Origin of the sequence: Streptomyces sp. GESEQ-35 (genome assembly GCF_017948485.1) — a bacterium.
GTDB lineage: Bacteria > Actinomycetota > Actinomycetes > Streptomycetales > Streptomycetaceae > Streptomyces.
In genome coordinates, this window is sequence record NZ_JAFFSX010000007.1 from 110,939 (window position 1) to 129,997 (window position 19,059).

General features: G+C 70.9%; 16 protein-coding genes and 1 riboswitch. Of the genes, 7 read left to right on the plus strand and 9 right to left on the minus strand.

The genetic code is table 11. From position 1 onward, the window contains the following. Positions 1-207: 207 nt before the first annotated feature. The 6 genes from KCH87_RS16080 to KCH87_RS16105 form a co-directional block, all read right to left on the minus strand. Positions 208-1,017, minus strand: a complete 810-nt coding sequence (locus tag KCH87_RS16080) for an ECF transporter S component (RefSeq protein ID WP_210586768.1) — start codon at positions 1,015-1,017, stop codon at positions 208-210. Next, positions 1,014-2,723: an ABC transporter ATP-binding protein gene (locus KCH87_RS16085; protein ID WP_210586769.1), complete on the minus strand. Its 1,710-nt coding sequence runs from the start codon at positions 2,721-2,723 to the stop codon at positions 1,014-1,016. Before KCH87_RS16085 ends, KCH87_RS16080 begins: the two co-directional genes overlap by 4 nt. Continuing rightward, the gene (locus tag KCH87_RS16090; protein ID WP_210586770.1) at positions 2,720-3,862 is read right to left on the minus strand and encodes an energy-coupling factor transporter transmembrane component T; all 1,143 of its coding nucleotides are present in this window, start codon (positions 3,860-3,862) and stop codon (positions 2,720-2,722) included. The genes KCH87_RS16085 and KCH87_RS16090 overlap by 4 nt, the downstream gene beginning before the upstream one ends. Beyond that, the gene (locus KCH87_RS16095) at positions 3,855-4,496 is read right to left on the minus strand and encodes an SCO2322 family protein (RefSeq protein ID WP_210586771.1); all 642 of its coding nucleotides are present in this window, start codon (positions 4,494-4,496) and stop codon (positions 3,855-3,857) included. Before KCH87_RS16095 ends, KCH87_RS16090 begins: the two co-directional genes overlap by 8 nt. Beyond that, on the minus strand, positions 4,493-5,695 hold the full coding sequence (locus KCH87_RS16100; RefSeq protein ID WP_210586772.1) for a prenyltransferase/squalene oxidase repeat-containing protein: 1,203 nt from the start codon (positions 5,693-5,695) through the stop codon (positions 4,493-4,495). Before KCH87_RS16100 ends, KCH87_RS16095 begins: the two co-directional genes overlap by 4 nt. Before the next feature lie 130 nt (positions 5,696-5,825). Continuing rightward, positions 5,826-5,899, minus strand: a riboswitch (cobalamin riboswitch). 383 nt (positions 5,900-6,282) lie between these two features. After that, positions 6,283-6,852 carry a TetR/AcrR family transcriptional regulator gene (locus tag KCH87_RS16105; protein ID WP_247196301.1) on the minus strand — a complete coding sequence of 190 codons (570 nt, stop codon included), beginning with the start codon at positions 6,850-6,852 and terminating at the stop codon, positions 6,283-6,285. Positions 6,853-6,924: 72 nt separating this feature from the next. Here KCH87_RS16105 and KCH87_RS16110 point away from each other — a divergent pair, with 72 nt between their 5' ends. After that, positions 6,925-7,734 carry an SDR family NAD(P)-dependent oxidoreductase gene (locus KCH87_RS16110; protein WP_210586773.1) on the plus strand — a complete coding sequence of 270 codons (810 nt, stop codon included), beginning with the start codon at positions 6,925-6,927 and terminating at the stop codon, positions 7,732-7,734. Positions 7,735-7,908: 174 nt separating this feature from the next. Here the strand turns inward: KCH87_RS16110 and KCH87_RS16115 are convergent, their stop codons facing one another. Next, positions 7,909-8,940, minus strand: coding sequence for an MBL fold metallo-hydrolase (locus tag KCH87_RS16115; protein WP_210586980.1), 1,032 nt, complete (start codon positions 8,938-8,940; stop codon positions 7,909-7,911). A 196-nt stretch (positions 8,941-9,136) separates the two neighbouring features. Here KCH87_RS16115 and KCH87_RS16120 point away from each other — a divergent pair, with 196 nt between their 5' ends. Together KCH87_RS16120 and KCH87_RS16125 are read left to right on the plus strand one after the other, a co-directional pair. Beyond that, positions 9,137-10,594 carry an aldehyde dehydrogenase gene (locus tag KCH87_RS16120; RefSeq protein ID WP_210586774.1) on the plus strand — a complete coding sequence of 486 codons (1,458 nt, stop codon included), beginning with the start codon at positions 9,137-9,139 and terminating at the stop codon, positions 10,592-10,594. Positions 10,595-10,598: 4 nt separating this feature from the next. Beyond that, a complete protein-coding gene (locus KCH87_RS16125) occupies positions 10,599-10,832 on the plus strand; it encodes a ferredoxin (protein WP_210586775.1) in 234 nt (77 codons plus the stop codon). On the opposite strand, the gene KCH87_RS16130 is transcribed toward KCH87_RS16125, so the two are convergent. Further along, positions 10,786-14,469: an NACHT domain-containing NTPase gene (locus KCH87_RS16130; RefSeq protein ID WP_210586776.1), complete on the minus strand. Its 3,684-nt coding sequence runs from the start codon at positions 14,467-14,469 to the stop codon at positions 10,786-10,788. The genes KCH87_RS16125 and KCH87_RS16130 overlap by 47 nt on opposite strands. 138 nt (positions 14,470-14,607) lie before the next feature. On the opposite strand from KCH87_RS16130, the gene KCH87_RS16135 reads away from it, so the two are divergent. Next, complete coding sequence (locus KCH87_RS16135; RefSeq protein ID WP_210586777.1) at positions 14,608-14,793, plus strand: hypothetical protein; 186 nt, start codon at positions 14,608-14,610, stop codon at positions 14,791-14,793. A 24-nt stretch (positions 14,794-14,817) separates the two neighbouring features. On the opposite strand, the gene KCH87_RS16140 is transcribed toward KCH87_RS16135, so the two are convergent. Beyond that, positions 14,818-15,438 carry a TetR family transcriptional regulator gene (locus KCH87_RS16140; protein ID WP_210586778.1) on the minus strand — a complete coding sequence of 207 codons (621 nt, stop codon included), beginning with the start codon at positions 15,436-15,438 and terminating at the stop codon, positions 14,818-14,820. A 231-nt stretch (positions 15,439-15,669) separates the two neighbouring features. Here KCH87_RS16140 and KCH87_RS16145 point away from each other — a divergent pair, with 231 nt between their 5' ends. From KCH87_RS16145 to KCH87_RS16155, 3 genes are read left to right on the plus strand one after another with little or no spacing between them, the layout of a single operon-like run. Next, the gene (locus KCH87_RS16145) at positions 15,670-17,238 is read left to right on the plus strand and encodes a glycosyltransferase family 4 protein (RefSeq protein ID WP_210586779.1); all 1,569 of its coding nucleotides are present in this window, start codon (positions 15,670-15,672) and stop codon (positions 17,236-17,238) included. Further along, positions 17,232-17,981, plus strand: coding sequence for a class I SAM-dependent methyltransferase (locus KCH87_RS16150; protein ID WP_210586780.1), 750 nt, complete (start codon positions 17,232-17,234; stop codon positions 17,979-17,981). Before KCH87_RS16145 ends, KCH87_RS16150 begins: the two co-directional genes overlap by 7 nt. After that, the gene (locus tag KCH87_RS16155) at positions 17,978-19,048 is read left to right on the plus strand and encodes a prenyltransferase (RefSeq protein WP_210586781.1); all 1,071 of its coding nucleotides are present in this window, start codon (positions 17,978-17,980) and stop codon (positions 19,046-19,048) included. The genes KCH87_RS16150 and KCH87_RS16155 overlap by 4 nt, the downstream gene beginning before the upstream one ends. The last annotated feature ends 11 nt before the right edge of the window (positions 19,049-19,059 follow it).

The window sequence follows — 19,059 nt, forward strand, 5'->3', positions numbered from 1 at the left end:
GCCGGGAGGTGGTCCGCAATGACCCCTTTTACTAGTTGTGGTCGCATCTGGGGGGAAGGTCGCTTGTGTGACGTGGCTCTCAACGCGCAGGTCAGGGGCGGTTATGGCATGCGCATGGCGTCCGAATTGCCCGACTAAGCTGGATCGTAGGTGATGTGGGTCATGTGGGGTGGTTCACCGCGCTCCTGACAATCGGTCCACGCCCTCTCACGCAACGGGTGCGTCGAATGTGACCGGCGCCTCGAAAGCCGCCCGCCGGGTGGCCCGGCGCAGCGCCTTGAGGATTGCCGGGCCGAGGGTGACCGTGAGGACGACGGTGACGATCGCGCGACCCAGGTCCCAGCCGAGCGAGGTGGCGACGCAGTACGCGATGAAGCGGGCCAGGTTCGCGGGGACGGCCGCGTCCGGGTCGAAGGCGATGTTCGAGGCGAGGGCGCCCATGAAGGGCCAGCCGGCCAGGTTCATGACCGTGCCGTAGGCGAAGGCGGCGAGGAAGCCGTAGGCGGAGAGGAGGGCGAGTTCTGTACGGCCGCGCAGGCGGTCGGGGCCCGGAAGCAGGCCCGCGCCCATCGTGAACCAGCCCATCGCCAGCATCTGGAACGGCATCCACGGGCCCACCCCACCCGTGAGCAGCGCCGACGCGAACATGGTGACCGAGCCGAGGACGAAGCCGAAGCCAGGACCGAGGACGCGGCCGCTCAGCACCATGAGGAAGAACATCGGCTCCAGGCCCGCTGTCCCGGCACCCAGGGGACGCAGGGCGGCGCCGGTCGCGGCGAGTACGCCCAGCATCGCGACCGCCTTCGGGCCGAGCCCCGACTCGGAGATCGTCGCCGCCACCACCGCGACCAGCAGCACCAGCAGGCCCGCGAACAGCCAGGGGGCGTCCTGGGCGTGTGCGCCGACCTGGGAGGTGGGCGGGGCGAGGAAGGGCCAGCCGAAGGCGATCACGCCCACCGCGCTGACGAGGGCGAGGGCGGTGATGGAGCGGGGGCCGAGGGGGACGGCTCGTGTCATGCCAGGGCCTCCTTCACCTGCGCGACCGTGAGCCAACGCTGTGGGGCCAGGATCTTCGTGACCTGCGGGGCGAAGGACGGGGACGACACGACCACCTCGGCCGTCGGGCCGTCGGCGATCACCTCGCCCTCGGCCAGCAGGATCACCCGGTGGGCGAGCTCGGCGGTCAGTTCCACGTCGTGGGTGGCCAGGACGATGGCGTGGCCCTGCGCGGCCAGCTCACGAAGGAGCGCGACCAGGCGGGCCTTCGCCGCGTAGTCGAGGCCGCGGGTCGGCTCGTCGAGGAGGAGGAGCGGTGGGCGGGCGGTGAGGACGACGGCCAGCGCGAGGGTCAGGCGCTGGCCCTCGGAGAGGTCGCGCGGGTGCGTGTCGTCCTGGATGCCCGGCAGCAGCTCGGAGACGAGGGTTCGGCAGGTGCCGGGGGTGGCGCCCGCGTCGGCGTCGGCGGCCGTGCATTCGTCTCCGACGGTGTTGGCGTATAGGAGGTCGCGGGGTTCCTGGGGGACGAGGCCGACTCGGCGTACGAGGTCGCGGGGTGGGGTGCGGTGAGGTATGGCTCCGCCGACGTGAACTGAACCGGCGGACGGTTCGGCGAGGCCGACGAGGGTGTTGAGCAGGGTGGATTTTCCGGCGCCGTTGCGGCCCATGAGGGCGATGGTTTCGCCGGGGGTGACGGTGAGGTCGATGTGGTGGAGGGCGCGGATGTGGTCGCGGGTGACGGTGAGGGCTTGTACGTCGGCGGCGTAGGCGGAAGTTGGGGTGGAGCTGCGTCGGAACCATCGGCGGTGGGTGGCGCCCAATAGCTCGGGGGGTGCGGATGGGGGGCGGCTGCGGATGCGTTGTGGTTGATCGCGCAGTTCCCCGCGCCCCTTAAGGGCGTTGCTGTCCCGCTCGCTGAGTTGTGCCCGTAGGTCTGTTGCCCGTCGTCGCGCGTCACGGACCGTTAGTGGCAGGGGGGTCCAGTCTGCCAGGCGGCCCAGGGCTACGACCGGGGGATATACCGGGGATACGGCCATCACCTCGGCCGGGATGCCCAAGATCGGGGGTGTGCCGGGGGCGGGCAGCAGGGCTACCTGGTCGGCGTACTGGATGACGCGTTCCAGGCGGTGTTCGGCGAGGAGGACCGTGGTGCCGAGGTCGTGGACCAGGCGTTGCAGGACTGCGAGGACCTCTTCGGCGGCCGCGGGGTCGAGGGCGGAGGTCGGCTCGTCGAGGACGAGGACCCTCGGGTGCGGGGTGAGGACCGAGCCGATGGCGACGCGTTGTTGCTGGCCGCCGGAGAGGGTGGCGATGGGGCGGTGCCGCAGGTCGGCCAGGCCGAGCAGGTCCAGGGTCTCCTCGACGCGGCGGCGCATCACGTCCGGGGCGAGGCCCAACGACTCCATGCCGTAGGCGAGTTCGTCCTCGACGACGTCCGTCACGAAGTGGGAGAGCGGATCCTGTCCCACCGTGCCGACCACGTCGGCCAGTTCACGCGGTTTGTGCGTACGGGTGTCACGGCCGGCGACCGTGACACGGCCGCGCAGGGTGCCGCCGGTGAAGTGCGGGACGAGCCCGCTGACCGTGCCGAGGAGGGTGGATTTGCCGACGCCGGACGGGCCGGCGAGCAGGACCAGTTCACCTTCGGGCACCTCGAAGTCCACGCCCTGGACGGTGGGTTCGGCCGCTCCGTCGTACGTCACGGAGACATCGTCGAAGCGGATCATGACTGTTCCTTCGGGTTGGGCGCGATGAAGGCGGGGAGCAGGCCGAGGAGTACGGCCGCCGCGGGCCAGAGGGGGAGGGTGGGGGCGACCAGGGGGACCAGGCCGGGGTGCAGCGCGGCCGGGTTGTGGGTCGCGGCGAGGGTGAGGGCGGCCGCTACGGCCGCGCCGGACGCGGTGACCAGCCAGGCGCGGGCGTTCCAGGGGTCCGGGCGGTAGCGGGTGCGCAGGGAGCGACGGCCGCCGAGGTGGAGTCCGGCGAGGGCCGCGGCGAGTCCGGCGAGGAGGACCGGGAGGCCGTACGTGCCGCCTTCGGCGGTGAGGAGTCCGTACGTTCCCGCGCAGACGCCGAGCAGGCCGCCGAGGGTGAGGGCGGTGGTCGTACGGCGGACGGCGGGCGGGACGTCGGCCGTACGGCCGTAGCCGCGGGCGTCCATCGCCGCGGCGAGGGCGACGGAGCGTTCCAACGCGCCCTCCAGGACCGGGAGTCCGACGTGGGCGAGGCCGCGGATGCCCCTGTCCGGGCGGCCGCGCAGACGGCGGGCGGCGCGCAGACGCTGGACGTCCGCGATGAGGTTCGGCGCGAAGGTGAGGGCTACGACGACTGCTACGCCGGTCTCGTACAGCGCGCCCGGGAGGGACTTGAGGAGCCGGGACGGGTTGGCGAGGGCGTTCGCCGCGCCTACGCAGATGAGGAGGGTGGCGAGGCGCAGGCCGTCGTAGAGGGCGGCGAGAAGGGATTCGGCGGTGACCTTGCCGCCCAGGCGGATGCCCTGAGCCCAGTCGGGGAGGGGGACTTCGGGGAGGGTGAGGAGGGTGTGCGTGCCGGGGATGGGGGAGCCGAGGGCGATGGCGAAGAGGAGACGGATGGCTATGACGACGAGGGCGAGTTTGACGAAGGCGGTGTAGGAGCGGGCGGTGGGGGTGTTGGGGCGGCAGGTGGCCACGACGTAGGCGGATGTGGTGATGAGGAGGGCGAGGAGGAGGGGGTTGGTGGTGCGGGTGGCGGCGATGCCGAGGCTTATCGACCAGAGCCACCAGGTGCCGGGGTGGAGTTGTGCGCGGGGACGTGAGTGCAGTTCCCCGCGCCCCTTCGGGGCGCTGCCGGACTGTAGCCGACTTGGCCGGGGCCGCTCAGTCATGCCTGCGCCGCCGTGCTTGCCACAGTGCCGCCGTGCCCAGCGCGGCCACCGCCGCCGCACCGGCAAGCAGCCCCACCGATGGGCCTCCGTCCGCCGACTTCTTCTCTGTCGCGGTGCCGTTCTTCTTCGTCACCGGCTCCCCGCAGCCCGTCTCCGGATAGCCCGCGATGGCGCAGAGGAGGGCGTTGGTGTTGTAGCGGAGGGGTTTGGCGACGGTGGCCAGGGCCTCGGCGGATGTCGCGTCGGGGGAGATCGCCGCGCAAGCCGTACGGGGCTGGGGTGGGGTTTCTCCCCCGGGAGCGTCCGTCGGCGTACCGAAGTCGATGACCAGGGCGACCCGCTTCTTGCCGTCCGCCGGTGGGGTGTTGGCGCAGATGGCGGCGAAGTCGGCCTTGCCGCGGGGCTTGGTGGCGTCGGCCGAGTCCTCGCTCACCGCGAAGCGGAAGCCCTGGACGTCGCCGTCGGAGGGGCGGACGAGGGAGGGTCCCTGGGTGGCGTAGGTCCAGGTGGTGCCGGTGCGGTCCCAGAAGGACCAGTAGCGGTAGCCGACGGCGTGCGCCTGGCCGGCGGTTCCCAGGAGTCCCAGGAGGACCGACGCGGCCAGGAGCAGGGCGGCGGACCGGCGGCGGATCACGGCTGTCGCCTCTTGTTGCGGCCGCTCAGCAGGAAGCCGATGCCGATACCGGCGACGAGACCGACGCCGACGATCCACCAGACGTTGAGGGAGGAGGAGTCGTCGTCGCTCTTTTCGGTGGATGCGGTGGCCTGCGGGGCCGGGCCCGTCGCGTTGAGCTGCTCGACCAGGTTTGCGCCGCCGAAGTCGCGCGGGTCGGCGCCGGTCGCGGCGGCGGCGAGGATCAGCTGGGCGTAGGCGGCGGGCCCGCTCTGCTTCGCCCAGTCCGCGGTGTTCTCCTCAAGCCAGGTCAGCGGCTTCTGCGCCGCCTTCGGACCTCCCGTCACGGCGAGTGCGACGACCGCGTCCGCGGTGTTGCCGTAGTCGGGCTGGTCCTCGGCACCGGCGAGCGCGGACTTCAGGTAGCCGTCCTTCCGCACCGTCTCGGCCAGGTAGGAGGCGCCGTTGGCGGCGGCCCGGTCCGGGTCGGGGTGGGTGGCGTCGGCGCAGGTGAGGTCCGTGTCGGCGGCGGCCTTCGCCGACTCCATGCTCATGCCCTTCAGACCGAGCACGGCCGCCGCGGTCGCATCCGCGTTGGCGGCCAACTTGCCCTTCTTGTCCGGCTGGTAGGCGAAGGCGCCGCCGTCGGCGCACGGCAGGGCCAGCTCGCGCAGGGCGTCGTAGGGAGACTTGCCGTCGTTCACCGCGGTCTCGGGGCCCTGGCCGATGGCGTTGAGGGCACCGATGACGACGGAGGTCGAGTTGGCGTCGCTGGGTCCGCCGGGGGTGTAGCCCCAGCCGCCGTCCTTGTTCTGGAGGGACTTCAGCCACTGCGCCGCCTTCTTGGCGACGTCCATGTGGTTGCCGTCGCCGGCCAGGGCCAGGGCTTGGGCCGCGGCGGCCGTGCTGTTGGTGTCGACCATGACCTTGGCGTCACAGGCCTTGGCGGGCTCGGCGCGGAAGGGCGCGAACGCCCCGTTCTCGCACTGCTGTCCGAGCAACCAGTCGACGGCCTTGGCGGCAGGCTTCACGTCCGACCTGATCTGCGCGACCAGGGCCAGTGACTGGCGCCAGACACCGTCGTACGTCGGGTCGGTGCTGCCGTACAGCCCGTCGGGTATCGCCACCGACGGGGAGGGGGACGGGGCGGCGACGGCGGGCGCGGCCGTGCCGATCACGGCGAGGGCGGCCAGGACCGCGGCGCTGCGGCGGACGTTCATGATCGGCGGGTGCCTCTCCCTGAGGGAGCCGGGCAGCACGGGACACCCCCGGGCGGCTCGGCTCCGTATACCTCGACGGTGCCGCGCACCGGCCGGTCGCCGATGCGCGTGAGCCGGTCACGACCGTGTGGGGCAGTCCGGCTCACCGCCTTCTGGGAGCGGCTCACGGTTGCGGGTCAGCGCCGGAATTGCACCGGCTTCCCCCCGTACGGGTGTGATGACGACCCGGCCACTCTACCGGCCCGTCGTCGAACGGCTGGGGGGTGGCTGTGAGCGGGGCCGAGTGCTCCGTGGGAGGTGTGGTTTGCCTGCGGGCCGGTGGGGGCTGGTCGCGCAGTTCCCCGCGCCCCTACGGGGCGCTGTGCGCACCGGGCTTCATCAGTCCTGCTCAGGGCCGAGTGCTCCGTGGGAGGTGTGGTTCGGCTGCGGGTCGGTGGGGGCTGGTCGCGCCCACGCGGCGGAGCCGCATATCGATACAGCCCCGCGCCCCTTCGGGGCGCTGTGTGCACCGTGCTTCGCCGCCGTGCGGTCAACCCGGAGGGCGAACTTCTCGGTGGGGCCGAAGAGTTGGTCCGGGTGGTCGTTTTCTAGGTGGTGGGGCGCAAGGCGACGTCGACGGCCGTGGTGAGTTTGTCGACGAATGCCGGGCGGTCGGCGACGCGGTGCTTCCACCCTTCGCCGGCGGCCTCCAGGACCTCGGCGATCTGGCGTGCGGTGACGGTTCCCGTGGGCCGGCCGGAGGTGGCGACGGCCTCGGTGAGTGCGTCGACGAAGGCGGCCCGGTAGTCGTCGTACATGTTCTGGAGCTGTGCGGTGCCGTGCTCCAGCAGGTCGTCGACGCCCTCGTTGATGTGCGTGCCGACGTATCGGCCCAGATTGGCGTCGAGCGCGGCCACCAGACGCGCGTTGAGGTCCGCGCCGGGCGCGGCCAGTGCCGTGCGGACGTCGCCCAGGGCCTCGTCCAGCGCCTGCCGCATGGTCTCGCGGAACAGCTCCTCCTTGCCGGAGAAGAGGAAGTACAGGCCGGGACGGGAGATGTCCGCCGCCTGCGCCACCGCGTCCATCGATGTCTTGCGGTAACCGAACGTGGCGAAAACGGTCAGTGCCGCCGCGAGCACCTGTGTGCGGCGTTGGGTGTCCCCACGGGTTGCTGCCATAGACGCACCATACCGAGTGAGCGTGCTATACATGTTTTGTAGATTCTGTTTAGTACCACGAGAGAGGGCATCATGCGTAAGACCGTTCTGATCACCGGCGCTTCCACCGGCATGGGTGAGGCGCTCACCTTCGAATACGCGGGGCGCGACTGGAACGTCGTGGCCACCATGCGGGACCCGGCCAAGGCCAATCCGGCCTTCGCCGGCCTCGACAACGTCCTGGTCACGCGCCTCGACGTCACCGACACCGCCACCATCGAGCGGGCCGTCGAGGAGGCGATCGACCGCTTCGGCGCCCTCGACGCCCTCGTCAACGCCGCCGGCTACGGACAGCTCGGCGCGGTCGAGGAAATCAGCCCCGACCAGCTGCGCGACCAGTTCGAGACCAACGTGGTGGGCCTCGTCCAGGTGACCCAGGCCGTGCTCCCGCACATGCGGGAACGTGGCTCCGGCCACATCCTCAACGTCGGCTCCATGGGCGGCCACGTCAGCCTGCCCACGATGGCCGTGTACTGCGCCTCCAAGAGCGCCGTGCAGAACCTGACCGAGGGACTGGCCAAGGAGGTCGGCCCGCTGGGCATCCACGTCACCCTGGTCGAGCCGGCGGGCTTCGACACCAGCTTCGGGACCAGTTCGAAGCTCCCCGCCACGTCCATCCCGGCCTACGCGCCCTCCTACGCCGAGATGATCGAGTTCGACAAGCAGGCGGTGCGGGGCGACCTCGTCAGGTCCATGGCGGCCGTCGCCGGCATCACGGGCATCGACGAGCCCCCGCTGCACCTCGCGGTGGCCACCGCCGGCCTGGAGATGGTGCGGGGCCGGTTCACCGAGCTGATGGACGAGTACGCCCGCTGGGAGCGGGTCACCGTCGGCACGGACTGACGGTGAGGAGAAGGTGACGCCGGGGCCTGACCGCTCCGCGGGGAAGTGCCGCGATGGGTCGTCGATCGCCTGCGGGCCCGTCGTGGCTGGTCGCGCCCACGCGGCGGAGCCGCATATCGATACAGCCCCGCGCCCCTTCGGGGCGCTGTATGCACCGGGCTTCACCAGTCCCGCTCAGTCCACCGCCACGTACGTCACCGGATCCGTCCCCGTCACCGCCTCTGCCCGTCCCAGCTTCACCAGCCGGCGCAGATGGGCCTCCGCCTCCGAGACGGCGATGTTCCTGGAGCCGTAGGGGATCTGGGACCAGGGACGGTTCCACTCCATGCGTTCGGCGAGCTGCCAGGGGGTGAGGGGTTCGGCGAGGAGGGTCAGCAGGCCGGTGAGGCGGTCCTCGTGGTGGGCGAGCAGCTCCCGTACCCGGGCGGGTGCGTCGGTGAACGCGTGCTGGTGGGCGGGGAGCACCTCGGCGGGGGCCAGGCGGCCGACGCGCTCCAGGGAGTCCAGGTAGTCGCCGAGGGGGTCGGTGACGTTGGCGTCGCCGGGATCCTCGTACAGGCCGATGTGCGGGGTGATCTGCGGGAGCAGGTGGTCGCCGGAGAACAGGCGTCCGTGGCCCGGGAGTTGAGAGGGGTGCTCCTCTTCCAGGTGCAGACAGACGTGGCCCGGTGTGTGGCCCGGCGTCCAGATCGCGCGCAGGCGGCGGCCGGGCAGGTCGAGGAGTTCGCCGGGGACGATCTCGCGGTCGGGCAGGGCGGGGGAGAGGCCGGGAACGCGGGCGAGGGGGCGGGCGGTACGCAGGGGCGCGATGTGGTCCTCGGGGGCGCCGACCGCCGTGAGCTTGCCGGTCATGTACGACATCCAGCGCCCGGGGCCGGTCGAGCGGGCCCGCCGGACCAGCGCCGCGTCCGCCTCGTGCATCGCGATCCACGCGCCGGACGCCTCACGCACCTTGCCCGACAGGCCGTGATGGTCGGGATGGTGGTGGGTGACGACCACGCCGTGGATCCCGTCGGGCGAAGTCCCGCACGCCGCAAGCCCGTCGGCGAGGGTGTCCCAGGACGTCGGGTCGTCCCAGCCCGTGTCGACCAGGACCGGTCCGCGGTCGGTGTCGACGAGGTACACGAGCGTGTGGCCGAGGGGGTTGTCCGGGATGGGCACCTGGATCGACCGTACGCCACCGCCGTGATCGGACACCTGCGCCATGAGCTCCCCCATCGCCGTCTCCCGGTCACTATAACTAGAACGGGTTTCGACGGTAGCCCGAGTCACCCGACTCCATGGGACGAGTGATGTGAGGTCCCTGGACTCCTCCGAACGGAACTGTTATCAGTTTTCGTACCCGAAGTATCTGATGGTTCGTCAGAGAGGCTCCGGAGAGAGTCCCTGGGAGGCAGTCGCCATGACCGAGCTCGTGGAACACGGACAGCTGTTCATCGGCGGGGAGTTGACCGACCCCCTGGGCAAAGACGTCATCGAGGTGATCTCGCCGCACACGGAAGAGGTCATCGGACGCGTGCCGCACGCGTCCCAGGAGGACGTCGACCGGGCCGTCGCCGTCGCGCGGGCCGCGTTCGACGAGGGACCCTGGCCGCGGATGAGCCTCGACGAGCGGATCGCCGTGGTCACCCGGATCAAGGACGCGATCGCCGTACGGCACGAGGAGATCGCCCGCGTGATCTCCTCCGAGAACGGGTCGCCGTACTCCTGGAGCGTCCTCGCGCAGGCGCTCGGCGCGATGATGGTGTGGGACGCGGCGATCACCGTCGCGCGGGACTATGTGTACGAGGAGACGCGCGCCGGCGTACTCGGCCGGATCCTCGTGCGCCGCGAGCCCGTCGGGGTCGTCGCGGCCGTCGTCCCGTGGAACGTCCCGCAGTTCGTCGCCGCCGCCAAGCTCGCGCCCGCGCTGCTCACGGGGTGTGCGGTGGTGCTGAAGCCCTCGCCCGAGTCGCCGCTGGACGCCTACATCCTCGGCGAGATAGCGAAGGAGGCCGGGCTGCCGGAGGGCGTGCTGTCGATCCTGCCCGCCGACCGCGAGGTCAGCGAGTACCTGGTCGGGCACCCCGGCATCGACAAGGTCTCCTTCACCGGCTCGGTGGCCGCGGGCAAGCGGGTGATGGAGGTGGCCGCGCGCAACCTCACCCGCGTGACACTGGAGTTGGGCGGCAAGTCGGCGGCCGTGGTGCTGCCGGACGCGGACGTCGAGGCAGCGGTCGCCGGGATCGTCCCCGCCGCCTGGATGAACAACGGACAGGCCTGTGTCGCCCAGACCCGCATCCTGCTGCCGCGCTCCCGCTACGACGAGTTCGCCGAGGCCTTCGCCGCCGCGGCCGGCGCGCTGGTGGTCGGCGACCCGCTGGACACGTCGACCCAGGTCGGCCCACTGGTGGCCAAACGCCAGCAGCAGCGCAACCTCGACTACATCCGCATCGGCCAGGAGGAGGGCGCCAAGATCCTCACGGGCGGCGGCCGTCCGGCCGGCCTGGACCGCGGCTGGTACGTCGAGCCCACGCTCTTCGGCGATGTCGACAACTCGATGCGGATCGCCCGCGAGGAGATCTTCGGCCCGGTGATCTGCCTGCTGCCCTACGGCGACGAGGACGACGCCGTGAAGATCGCGAACGACTCCGACTACGGGCTGTCCGGCAGCGTGTGGACGGCGGACGTCGCGCGCGGCATCGACGTCGCCCGCCAGGTCCGTACCGGCACCTACTCGGTCAACACCTTCAGCCTCGACATGCTCGGACCGTTCGGCGGCTACAAGAACAGCGGACTGGGGCGGGAGTTCGGCCCTGAGGGCTACGGCGAGTACCTCGAACACAAGATGATCCATCTCCCGGCGGGCTGGGAGGCGTAGCGCCATGGGCGACCGCTGGCAGGTCGAGGTCGACCGCACCGTCTGCATCGGCTCCGCCCAGTGCCTCCACCATGCCCCGGACGGCTTCCGCCTCGACACCGGACGGCAGTCCCACCCCGTCGACCCCGAGACGGACGCCAACGAACGGATCCTGGAGGCGGCGGAGGGCTGCCCGGTGGAGGCCATCATGATCACGATGCTGGGGAGCGGGGAGCCGGTGTTCCCGCCGGAGGAGTAGGGCCGCGCCAGACCCGCTCGACCTCCTGGAACTCGGCCTCGTGGGCGCCCTTCGGCAGCACCGCCCGCAGCGGGCGCAGGTCCGAGGGGCGCAGGAGGCCGAAGGCCTCGGAGGGAAGGGCGCCGAGGATCTCGGGAGCGTGGGCAGCGAGCCAGTCGCGCAGGTCGAGCTCGGATGCGAGGCGGAGGAGTCCGATGAGGGCTTCGGGGCGGGTTGCCGCGGTGTGCGGGAGGTCGAGACCGGCGAGCTGAGTGTCGAGCTCGCGGGCCGCGGCATCGCCGTGCAGGGGGCCTGTCCATCGCCAGGTGTGTGTGGAGTGGCTCAGGCGCGTCAGGGCTTCGTGGGTGAAACTCCGGCTGTCCTGCGGGTCTTCGGTGCCGACGAAGAACCTGCGGAGGGAGTTGAGTACATCTGCCAAGAGAGTGTTTCGGCTTCCACGCTTCAGGGCGTCGCGGATACAGCGCAGGACCAGCTGCCTCATCGCGTTGGTGGCGAGGCCTGTTCTGTCGAGGGGCCATTTCAGGCTGGAAAGCACCTGAGCCAGGGCGTCGTCGGGCATCGAGGGGGCGTCGTGGACCAGTTGACGCAGCAGCGCCTCCAGATAGACGACTGCTTCGAGGCCTCCCGGGACGGCCAGTTGGTTCAGGCACGTGCTGTACAGCTCAGGAACGGTCAGGGGTATCTCCGGGTCCCTGATGAGCAGAGCGACAAGAGTCTGAGCCGGCGTCCGGGTGGTCGGCTCGATCCCGTCGGCGGCAGTGGGGAACTGGACGAGCAGCGGATAGCTGGTGTGCAGGAGCAGCTCGATGTCGGCGTCCCCCGTGAACATGGCACGTCTGATCACCGCGTCGACGTGACTCGTGGGGTAGACGAACAGCGGCTTGCTCCAGCGGAGTTCGTGGTGGGCGAGCGGTTCCCACTCCATGCTGATGAGCATGTCCGGGGTGTGTACGACAGGCCGGTTCGGCGCGGGTGGTGGATTGCGGCTGAGGTTGAGCGTCGAGCACAGCAGATCCCATGACTTCGGGGACATCTGCGCCTGCCACCCCAACGTATGCCGACGCCAGGCGGCGACCAGGTCCCCTGCGGACCTGAGGAGTTGCGAGGCATAGACCTCGCCGGCCGCGAGCACCGCGATCAGCAGCAGGTTGGCCTCGTACACCGCGTCCCGGTACGTCCGCTTCTGCCGGACCGGTGCATACCCCACCTCTGTACGGTGCGCGGGACCGTCCCACGCAGCTGCCCTGAACAACTCGAAGAGCAGATCCGCCAGTTCGGTCCTCGCCCGCTCCCCGGGCCAGGCCGTCAGCATGCTCCTCAGGTTGTGCATGATCTGTGCCCGGTCGGTGAGCGGGGTGAACGACAGCAGGGCGTACAACTCACCGTCATCCAAGGGGACTTGCGCGACGAGCCGTCGTAGCGCCTCGTCGATCAGCCGCGCCGCCAGATGCTCGCCGAAGGTCGCGTGCATGAACTCGTAGCTGCGCAGCCGCTCTTCCGTGACGACGGCCTGCGCCTCGTGCACGAAGAAGAACCGCCCGAAAAGCAGCCCTGACCCACAGTCCGACGAGCCTTCGCCCAGCGCCCGCAGGTCCCGGTCCGCTTCCTCGCCGCCGATGGACTGGGCGCCTCGGTGGAACATGCCGAGTGCGATCACGGACAGCCGGTGCAGCTCGCGGTCGACGGCAACCGACCGCTCGGTCGGCGGCAGCGGGCCGTCCTTGTCGACCTGGCGGCGGACGAACTCCGTGAGCAGCCGGTCGTACAGCTGCGTGCGGCTGATGTCCTGGTCGCGCAGCCGGTGCAGCGCGTTGCCGACCGAGTCGTACAGCGAGAGCATGAGCAGCAGCAGGGGCTGGGCCGCCAGGTCCCGGTGCGGCAGGACGGTCTGAAGCGTCAGCGGCTTGAGGCCGTGCAGGTCCTGGTAGTCCGCGTTCGTGGTGTTCCAGATCGCCAGCCACCGCTCGATCTCCGGCTCCGCGAACGGTTCCAGGCGCAACACCTGGCTGTTGCGGGGGATGTCCGCATGGTCGGCGACCACCGTGCGGCTCGTCACGATGACGATCAGGGGGCGGCCGAGTTCCGACTCGCGTTTCTGGAAGTCTTCGACCTCGCGCAGATACCCCCACTTTCGACTGGAATCGAGGCGCTGCGCGCCCGCCTGGAGCAGCTCGTCGAATCCGTCGAGCAGCACCACCGGGATCACCCCGGGCTCGGCCTCCGACCATTCCGGCCAGCTCACCGACCGTCCCGTGGACCGCTTCAGGGCGTGCTCCAACTGCGTCTGCACGTCCGCCTCGGCAGGCGTGTACTTCAGCTCGATCCGGAGCGGACGGAATTCGCCGACCGGAAGCCGGGCCGCCAGGAGCCTGGTCAACAGCGACTTGCCGGCGCCGGGGTGGCCCAGCACGAGCAGCGGGGAGAGCAGGGCGGGGAGACCGAGCAGGTACGCGGCGAAGAAGTGCTCGATCGTGTCGTACAAGGGCTGCTGCGCCCACCACTTGTCCGAGGCGACGCCCTGCGCGAAGCTGTCCGGCCGTTGCGGAGGGGCCAGCCGGAAACGCGGATTGACGTACCCCTGCGCGAGGCTCGGCAGCGGGGGGCCTGAAGAGTCGAGGGAGGCGATCGGGTCGCGCAGCCGAGCACGGGCGGCCGAGAAGGGCGTGCCCCGGCCCGCGCATTCGGCCAGCAGAGTCTCCAGCCCGGCCAGCCCGATTCCCTCAGGTCCGTCCGCCGTGGCCCGCACGGCGGTGCCGCGCGGGGCGAACGTGAGGGCGAACTCGGGGCAGTGCAAGGACAGTTGAGTGATCAGCCGGCCACAGTGTTCGTAGCGGTCCCGTTGTTGGGAATCACGGAAGTCGGCTTCGTAGCCGGCGTGTGATGGCGCAGGGGCCGGCGGCTCCTGAGGCTGGAGCGCATTGCGCGTCAGGAGCCGGACGAAATCCAAGGCGCCCATCTGGGACAGATGATGGTCCGCGCACTGGGTCAGCGCCTCCGCCAGCGCCACCCGGGCGGCCCAGAGCAGGGCGCTGCGGGCGAGGCCGTGGGCGGCCCGCACCCGTTGCGGGAAACCGTCCAGCAGGGCGTCCAGGACGAAGGGCTGGCGACCGTCCGAGTGCGCCGGCTCCAGCAGCGCGTCCGCCGTGTCCAGCAGCTCCGAACGGCCGTCGGCCAGCAGGTGCACCGCCGTGTCCGCACCCATGTCCAGGCAGGCGGCTGCGTCGAGGTCGGGCGAGGCGGCGGGGACGGGAGGAGGAGACGCGACGAACGGGGCGGGCAGGTGTCCGGGTGTGGGCGCCGTACGTGTGCGTTCCACGGCACGTTCCAACTCGGCGTACCGCCCCCGCCACCACTCCACGTCCAGGCGGAGCCCCACTACCGGCCCGGATCGCGCGGCGTGCCGCTCGGCGCACAGGCGGACGATCAACCGTACGTCGTCCAAGTCCGGAGCCGTCCGTCGTCTCCCGCCCAGCAGTTCCGAAACCGAACTTTCGCCCCGGCGGAGGGTCTTCGCGATGTCCGCCTGCGGGACACCGCAGGCGCGCACCAGGTGGCGCAGTTCGGCGCAGAAGTCCGCGACGGGACCCGTGGGGGGTGCGGTCAACTCCTGGCCCCTTCGGTGCGGTTCGGCGGACACCTCAGAAGCGTAGGGCCTGACCTGTGTCTTCCGCCGTGAGTTCGGCGGGAGCCGGGATCGGACCGGGGTGCGGTGCGGGCGGGCGATGGTCATGGCGCAAGCCGCCCGCCGACCGACCTCTACCCGGAGGAAACCCCCATGCCATTTCAGGCCGTTCATCAGGCCGTTCAGCTGCCGGTCCTGCTCGCCGTCGTCGTCTTCCTCGCCGTCTACGTCGGTGTCGTCCTGCCCGCCGTATGGTCCCGGCGGTCGGCCCGCCGTACCGCGGCCCTCAAGGTGCTCACCCAGCTGCTCGGCGCACTGCGCCGCTGGAGGAGCCGGTGACAGCGCCGGTGACCGCGTCGGTGACTACGGCTTCTCGCCCGGGTCCGTCAGGTCGATCAGCCTGCACACCGTCTCGATGTCGATCTTGACCTGGGCGATGGAGGCACGGCCCGAGAGCCAGGTGATGAGGGCCGAGTGCCAGGTGTGCTCGATGACGCGGACGGCGGAGAGCTGCTCGGGGGTGGGGTTCTCCAGGCCCATCGCGTCAAGAATGATCACCGTCGTCTGGCGGGAGACCTGATCGACCTCGGGAGAGACACTGCGGTCCGCGAAGGTCAGGGCGCGGACCATCGCGTCGGCGAGATGGGGCTCGCGCTGGAGTGCGCGGAAGGCCCGCATCAGGGTCTCCGCGACCCGCTCGGCCGCCGTCTCCCCGGCCGGCGGCTTCTTCCGCAGTGTGCCGTGCATGTGCTCCAGCTGGTCCTGCATCGTGGCGACCAGCAGATGCACCTTGGACGGGAAGTACCGGTACAGCGTGCCGAGAGCCACCTGCGAGGACTCCGCGACCTCGCGCATCTGCACCGCGTCGAACCCGCCCCGGCTGGCCAGCTGCGCGCTCGCGTGCAGGATGCGGCGACGGCGTGCCTCCTGCCGCTCGGTGAGGGGCGGGGAGGCGGGGTGCGAGGTACTGGCATCCGCTGGCATGGTTCCCGTTCCGTGACAGTCCGTGAGGGCGTGCGGTCAGACAGCATGGCAGGCCTGGTGCCTGTCCGGCGGGGTGGTGCCGCCGTGGCGTGAATCACCTGATCCACCGCTCACAGCAGCCCTACCTGCCGGTAGATTCAGAGCCTCTTGAACGATCAAGTCTGAAACTTGTTCTAGATTAGCGTCCCGGCGTAATCTCGCGGGACAGTGCAGTGGAGAAGGGGGCCCAGAGTGACCGCTGAGGCCAGTCAGGCGGGGTCCGAAGAGGATCCGGCAGCCGACGGCGGGCGACCGCTCCGTATCGCGCTCCTCACCTACAAAGGGAACCCGTTCTGCGGCGGCCAGGGCGTCTACGTACGGCACCTCTCCCGTGAACTCGCCCGCCTCGGTCACCGCGTCGAGGTCATCGGCGCCCAGCCGTACCCGGTACTGGACGAGGGCCACGGCAACCTGAGCCTCACCGAGCTCCCCAGCCTCGACCTCTACCGCCACCCGGACCCCTTCCGGAACCCCGGACGCGACGAGTACCGCGACTGGATCGACGCGCTCGAGGTCGCGACGATGTGGACCGGCGGCTTCCCCGAGCCGCTCACCTTCTCCCTGCGGGCCCGCCGCCATCTCCGCGCCCGGCGCGGCGAGTTCGACGTCGTCCACGACAACCAGACGCTGGGCTACGGCCTGTTGGGCGACGTGGGTGCGCCCCTCGTCACCACCATCCACCACCCGATCACCGTGGACCGCCGGCTGGAGCTGGACGCGGCGATCGGCTGGCAGCAGCAGTGGTCCAAGCGGCGCTGGTACGGCTTCACCCGCATGCAGAAGCGCGTCGCGCGCCGCCTGCCGTCCGTGCTCACCGTCTCCGGCACGTCCCGCCAGGAGATCGTCGACGATCTCGGCGTCCGCGACGACCGCATCCACGTCGTCCACATCGGCGCCGACACCGACCTGTTCGCGCCGAATGCCGCGGTACGGCAGGTGCCGGGCCGCATCGTGACCACGTCCAGCGCGGACGTTCCCCTGAAGGGCCTGGTCTTCCTGGTCGAGGCCCTGGCGAAGGCCCGTACGGAACACCCCGAGGCCCACCTGGTCGTCGTCGGCAAGCGCCCTTCGGAGGGGCCGGTCGCCCAGGCCGTCGAGCGCTACGGCCTCGAAGGCGCCGTCGACTTCGTCAAGGGCATCTCCGACGCCGAACTCGTCGACCTGATCCGCTCCGCCCAGGTCGCCTGCGTGCCGTCCCTGTACGAGGGTTTCTCCCTCCCCGCCGCCGAGGCGATGGCCACGGGGACGCCGCTGCTCGCCACGACCGGCGGCGCGATCCCGGAGGTCGCCGGACGCGACGGAGACACGTGCCTCGCGGTACCGCCGGGCGATTCGGGAGCGCTGGCCGCCGGCCTGAACCGCCTCCTCGGTGACCCGGAGTTGAGAACACGCCTCGGCCGCGCCGGCCGCGAGCGAGTACTCGCACACTTCACCTGGGCGCGAGCCGCCGAGGGAACGGTCTCCCACTACCGCAAGGCAATCACCCGCTCCGCGGGCCTCGACTCCACCCGCTCCGCGGCAGGCCCCCAGCGCTCCGCGCCCCAGAACCTCGGCCACTCCGCGGCCGCAGAGACGAGCGGGGCCGACAAGGTGACCGCAGCCGGCTCGGCGGGTGTGGCCGGGACGGCGGGCGTGGCCGGATCGGCGCCCGCGCCCCGCTCAGCGCCCACGGCCACCGCGCCCACCGCCACCCCGCCCCCAGAAGCTGCTGCCTCACCCGGTGTTCCAAGTGCCTATCCCGAAAGCAGGGCCACGTGCTGACCGTCGACTTCTCCCGGTTCCCGCTCGCCCCGGGCGACCGTGTGCTGGACCTCGGCTGCGGGGCGGGCCGGCACGCGTTCGAGTGTTATCGGCGGGGCGCGCAGGTCGTGGCGCTGGACCAGAACGGTGAGGAGATCCGCGAGGTCGCGAAGTGGTTCGCGGCGATGAAGGAGGCGGGGGAGGCCCCGGAGGGGGCCACGGCGACCGCCATGGAGGGCGATGCGCTCGCACTGCCCTTCCCGGACGAGTCCTTCGACGTCGTGATCATCTCCGAGGTGATGGAGCACATCCCGGACGACAAGGGCGTACTCGCGGAGATGGTGCGCGTGTTGAAGCCCGGTGGGCGGATCGCGGTCACCGTCCCCCGCTACGGCCCCGAGAAGGTCTGCTGGTCCCTGTCCGACGCCTATCACGAGGTCGAGGGCGGCCACATCCGCATCTACAAGGCGGACGAGCTGATCGGCAGGATCAGGGAGGCCGGCCTCAAGCCGTACGGCAGTCACCACGCCCACGCCCTGCACAGCCCCTACTGGTGGCTGAAGTGCGCGTTCGGCGTCGACAACGACAAGGCCCTGCCGGTACGGGCGTACCACAAGCTGCTGGTCTGGGACATCATGAAGAAGCCCCTCGCGACGAGGGTCGCCGAGCAGGCGCTGAACCCGCTGATCGGCAAGAGCTTCGTCGTCTACGCGACCAAGCCGCACCTGCCGCGTCTGTCGGAGACCGAGGTGGCCGCCAAGTGACCACCCCCCGGACAGAACACCTCGTCCTGCCCGGGGTCCTCACCGCCGAGCAGGCCGCCGCGACCGTGACCGGCATCCTCGCCGTGCAGCGGGAGGACGGCGCGATCCCGTGGTTCCGGGGGCATCACCTCGACCCGTGGGACCACGTCGAGGCGGCGATGGGCCTGGACGCGGCGGGCGAACACGAGGCCGCCGAGCGGGCGTACACCTGGCTGGCGACGCACCAGAACGAGGACGGTTCGTGGTACGCGGCGTACCACGACGGCGATCCCGCCGCGGTCACCGACCGCGGCCGCGAGACGAACTTCGTCGCCTACCTGGCCGTAGGCGTGTGGCACCACTACCTCGCGACCGGCGACGACATGTTCCTGGACCGCATGTGGCCCACCGTGTACGCGGCGGTCGAGTTCGTGCTGTGCCTCCAGCAGCCGGGCGGGCAGATCGGCTGGAAGCGCGAGGACGACGGCAGGGGCGTGAACGACGCGCTGCTGACCGGGAGTTCGTCGATCCACCACGCGCTGCGCTGTGCGCTGGCCATCGCCGAGCAGCGTGAAGAGCCGCAGCCGGACTGGGAGTTGGCGGTCGGCGCGCTACGGCACGCGATCCGCCGGCACCCCGAGCGGTTCCTCGACAAGGACCGCTACTCGATGGACTGGTACTACCCGGTGCTGGGCGGCGCGTTGACGGACGCGGAGGCCAAGTCCCGTATCGAGACGGACTGGGACCGCTTCGTCGTGCCCGGCCTCGGAGTGCGCTGCGTCGTCCCCAACCCGTGGGTGACGGGCGGCGAGTCGGCCGAACTCGCCCTGACGCTCTGGGCGATGGGCGAGTCCGACCGCGCGCTGGACATCCTCCAGTCGATCCAGCACCTGCGGGACCCGGAGACCGGCCTGTACTGGACGGGCTATGTGTTCGAGGACCGGACCGTATGGCCCCGGGAGCTGACCACCTGGACGGCCGGCTCCCTTCTCCTCGCGGTCGCCGCACTCGGCGGCGACGAGGCGACCTGTGCGGTGTTCGGCGGGGAACGCCTGCCGAGAGGGCTGGACCCCGACTGCTGCGGCTGAGCGGGCCGCCG